Here is a 4,143-nt window from a genome sequence, read left to right on the forward strand (position 1 = left end):
CTGGTCGAAGCCGTCCATGTCGCTGATGGAGTCGGTGGCGACGTTCTCGGTGAAGAGCTTGGTGACGGCGAGGTTGGCGCCTTGCAGGATCAGGAACGAGCCGAGCGTGATGAGGAACGACGGCAGGCCGGTGCGTACCAGCAGATAGCCGTTGAACGCGCCGATGGCGAGCGAGACGACGAGGGCCACGATGATGCCGGTCCATACGTTCATGGACAGCTGGAAGCTCCAGATGCTGGCGGTCAGCGCGGAGGTGGTGACCGCGACGCCGGCGGACAGGTCGAACTCGCCGCCGATCATCAGCAGGGCCACCGGCAGGGCCATGATGCCCATCACGGAGGCCTCGTAGAGCACGTTGGCCAGCGAGCCGGCCTCACGGAACGGCGAGGCCACCGCGAAGAAGAAGATGTAGACGGCGATCGCCGCGATGAGCGCGCCGATCTCCGGACGGGCCGCCAGCCGGCGGGCCAGTGACCGTGGTGAGGTCCGGCCGTCCTTGGGGGCGACCGGCGAAGCCGGCGACGAGGGACTCGTCGCCGGTGCCGTTGCCTGGGTCATGGGTGTCACCGAGTGCCCTTCGCGGCGAACTTCGCGATGTCGGCCACGTTCTCCTTGTCGACGAACGCCGGGCCGGTCAGCACGGGCTCCTGGCCACCCCCGCTGAAGTTGCCGTTGGTCTTGTAGAGCCACAGGGAGTCGACGGACAGGTAGCCCTGGAGGTACGGCTGCTGGTCGACGGCGAACTCGATGTCACCGTCCTCGACGGCCTTGACCATCTCCTTGTTCAGGTCGAACGTCGCTACCTTCGCCTTGCTGCCCGAGTCGTCCACGGACTGCACTGCGGTCAGGGCGAACGGGGCGCCGAGCGTGACCACGTAGTCGATCGACGTGTCCTGCTTGAGCTTGGCGTTGATCGTCGACTTCACCGACGGCATGTTCGTGCCGTTCACGTTGAGGGTCGTGGTCTTGCCCTTGAACGTCTTCTTCACACCGGCGCAGCGCGCCTCAAGGGAGACACTGCCCTGTTCGTGGATGACGCAGATGTTGTTCTTGGAGCCGAGTTCGTTGAGCTTCTCGCCGAACGCCTCACCGGCCACGAACTCGTCCTGGCCGAAGTACTCCAGAAGCCCCTGCTCCTTCCAGTCGTCGATGCCTCCGTTGAGGCCGACGACGGGGATGCCGGCCTTCTCGGCCTTGGCGACCGCGGCCTTCATGGCATCGGGCTTGGAGAGGGTGACGGCGATACCGTCGACCTTCTGGTCGATCGCGTTCTGGACGAGGTTGGCCTGCTTCGCCGAGTCGGGGTTGTTGGAGTACACCAGCTCGACGTTGTCCTTGGCGGCGGCGGTCTCCGCTCCCTTGCGGACGAGGTCCCAGAAGGTGTCGCCGGGCGCCGCGTGGGTGATCATCGCGATCTTCATGCGGGGGGTGTCGGCCTTGCCGGCGGACGCGTTGTCCGTGCCCTCCTCGGCCTTCTTGCCGCCGGAGTCGCTGGAACAGCCGGTGACTATCAGGGCTGCCGCGGCGGCCGCGGCGACGAGGGCGAATCTGCGGGAGCGGGGGCGAGACGTGCGGTCCATCTTTCCGGCACCTCACTGTGCGACAGGGGGAGGGAACAAGGGGCAGCGGTCCGGGCGGTCGCCCGGGACATTCGGCCCCACGGAAGGAAACCACAGGGCCACGGAGCGTCAAACCTCGGCTGTGCTGTTGGGAGGGGATGTAAGTCCCTGACAGACCCCACTGTCAATACTTTGTTAAGACATCACTGCACGGTTACGTGAGAATGTAAGTACAAAGTCTTGACATGGCTCGGTCCCGGTCTTAGACCTAGGACACACCGGTCCGCTGCATCCCGCACTCCCGGAACCCCGCATCCACCACGAGGAGCGACGCGTATGACCGAGCCCTTCGACCTGATCACCATGGGCCGCCTCGGGGTCGATCTCTATCCTCTGCAGACCGGCGTACCACTCGCACGCGTCGAGACCTTTGGCAAGTTCCTCGGCGGATCGGCGGCCAACGTGGCGGTCGCCGCCGCGCGCCTGGGGCGCACGACAGCGATCGTCAGCCGAACCGGCGACGATCCCTTCGGAGCCTATCTGCACCAGGCTCTCAAGGAGTTCGGGGTCGACGACCGCTGGGTCACCCCGGTCGAGGCGTACCCGACACCGGTCACGTTCTGTGAGATCTTCCCGCCCGACGACTTCCCGCTGTACTTCTACCGGCGGCCCAAGGCGCCGGACCTGGAGATCCACACCGACGAACTCGACTTCTTCGCGCTCCGGGCGGCGAAGATCTTCTGGATCACCGGCACCGGACTGAGCGAGGAGCCCAGCCGCTCGGCCACGCTCGCCGCCCTCAAGGCCCGCGACAAGGCCGGGACCACCGTCTTCGACCTCGACTGGCGCCCCATGTTCTGGAGCGGTGACATCACCGGGCCCGCCGAGGCCCGCCCGTACTACGCCGAGGCCCTCCGGCACGCCACGGTCGCCGTCGGCAACCTCGACGAGTGCGAGGTCGCCACCGGCGTCCGGGAACCGCGGGCCTGCGCCGACGCCCTCCTCGAAGCCGGTGTGGAACTGGCCGTCGTCAAGCAGGGCCCCAAGGGCGTCCTCGCCGTCCACCGCGACGGCACCACCGCCGAAGTACCGCCCGTGCCCGTCGAGGTGGTCAACGGCCTCGGCGCGGGCGACGCGTTCGGCGGCTCCCTCTGCCACGGCCTGCTGGCCGGCTGGGAGCTGGAGAAGACGATGCGGTACGCCAACGCGGCCGGCGCCCTGGTCGCCTCCCGCCTCGCCTGCTCCGCCGCGATGCCGACCCCCGCCGAGGTCGAAGATCTCATCACCTCCCGCGGCTGACGCCACCCCCCCTCGAACGGAGCCACCCCCTTGAGCATCACCATCCCCGACCTCGTCAGGGTGCGTGCCCGGCACCCGGAGGCCGTGGCCGAAGCGGCCGCCCGCCGCAGCCGGCGGCCCCTCGTCGGCGACAGCGGCCGCCTCATGATCGTGGCCGCCGACCACCCGGCCCGCGGCGCGCTCGGCGTCGGCGACCGCCGACTGGCCATGGCCAACCGCGCCGACCTGCTGGAGCGCCTGTGCGTCGCGCTGTCCCGGCCGGGCGTGGACGGGGTGCTCGGCACCGCCGACATCCTGGACGACCTCCTGCTGCTGGGCGCGCTGGAGAACAAGGTCGTCATGGGCTCCATGAACCGCGGCGGCCTGGCCGGCGCCGCCTTCGAGATGGACGACCGCTTCACAGGGCACCGCGCCGAGGACATCGACCGGCTGAACTTCGACGCGGGCAAGCTGCTGCTGCGCATCGACTACGCGGACCCCGGCTCGCTGACCACGCTGGAATCGTCCGCGCGGGCGATCGACGACATGGCGGCGCGCTGCCTGCCCGTGTTCGTGGAGCCGTTCATCTCCCGCCGTGTCGAGGGCACGGTCCGCAACGACCTCACCGCGGAGGCCGTCACCCGCTCCATCGCCATCGCCTCCGGCCTCGGCGGCACCTCCGCCTACACCTGGCTGAAACTGCCCGTCACCAGCGACCCGGACGACATGGCCGCCGCGCTGGAGACCTCCACGCTGCCCGCCGTCCTGCTCGGCGGCGAGGTCGGCAGGGACCAGGAGGGCGCGTACGAGAGATGGCGCAAGGCGCTGCGGCTGCCCACCGTCCAGGGCATGGTCGTCGGCCGGTCCCTGCTCTATCCCGCCGAGGGCGACGTGGAGACCGCGGTGGACACCGCGGTCGGCCTGCTCTGACCGGAGACCAGCCCGTTCTGACCGGAGACCGGAAGGACCACTCATGACCAGCGCACACCATCTGCCCGCGGGCAGGGCCGCGAGCGGCCCGTACGCCGTGGACGTCACACCGGAGAGCGCGGGCTGGGCCCACTCCGGCCTCCGGGTCCTCGAACTGCCCCCCGGCAGCACCCACCTGTTCACCGCCGGGGACAGCGAGTGGATCGTCATCTCGCTCGGCGGCGGCTGCACCGTCGCCGTCACCGACGACTACGGCCGCGACGAGTTCGCACTGCACGGCCGCCAGGACGTGTTCAGCGGTGTCAGCGACTTCGTCTACGTCCCCCGGGACGCGACCGCCGCCCTCGTGGGCCACGAGGGCGGCGGTCGCGTCCCG

5 protein-coding genes are annotated in these 4,143 nt (G+C 69.3%); 3 read left to right on the forward strand and 2 right to left on the reverse strand.

Annotation, left to right across the window (positions count from 1 at the left end):
• On the reverse strand, positions 1 to 558 hold a 558-nt coding region (locus tag AOK01_RS33005), incomplete at its 3' end, for an ABC transporter permease (RefSeq protein WP_169800168.1).
• A gap of 5 nt (positions 559 to 563) precedes the next feature.
• Positions 564 to 1,580, reverse strand: coding sequence for a substrate-binding domain-containing protein (locus tag AOK01_RS33010; protein ID WP_055518190.1), 1,017 nt, complete (start codon positions 1,578 to 1,580; stop codon positions 564 to 566).
• A 315-nt stretch (positions 1,581 to 1,895) separates the two neighbouring features.
• On the opposite strand from AOK01_RS33010, the gene iolC reads away from it, so the two are divergent.
• The 3 genes from iolC to AOK01_RS33025 form a co-directional block, all read left to right on the forward strand.
• Positions 1,896 to 2,858, forward strand: a complete 963-nt coding sequence (iolC, locus tag AOK01_RS33015) for a 5-dehydro-2-deoxygluconokinase (protein WP_055518192.1) — start codon at positions 1,896 to 1,898, stop codon at positions 2,856 to 2,858.
• A gap of 30 nt (positions 2,859 to 2,888) precedes the next feature.
• Positions 2,889 to 3,767: a Cgl0159 family (beta/alpha)8-fold protein gene (locus AOK01_RS33020; RefSeq protein WP_055518193.1), complete on the forward strand. Its 879-nt coding sequence runs from the start codon at positions 2,889 to 2,891 to the stop codon at positions 3,765 to 3,767.
• Between the two features lie 43 nt (positions 3,768 to 3,810).
• On the forward strand, positions 3,811 to 4,143 hold a 333-nt coding region (locus AOK01_RS33025; protein ID WP_213862188.1), incomplete at its 3' end, for a 5-deoxy-glucuronate isomerase.

It is taken from the genome of Streptomyces aurantiacus, assembly GCF_001418335.1.
In the GTDB taxonomy this organism is placed as follows: Bacteria; Actinomycetota; Actinomycetes; order Streptomycetales; family Streptomycetaceae; genus Streptomyces; species Streptomyces aurantiacus.

Bases quoted from the DNA above. Each gene is read 5' to 3' on its own strand.
- AOK01_RS33010 (WP_055518190.1), bottom strand. From the start codon at position 1,580: ATGGACCGCACGTCTCGCCCCCGCTCCCGCAGATTCGCCCTCGTCGCC.
- iolC (WP_055518192.1), top strand. From the start codon at position 1,896: ATGACCGAGCCCTTCGACCTGATCACCATGGGCCGCCTCGGGGTCGAT.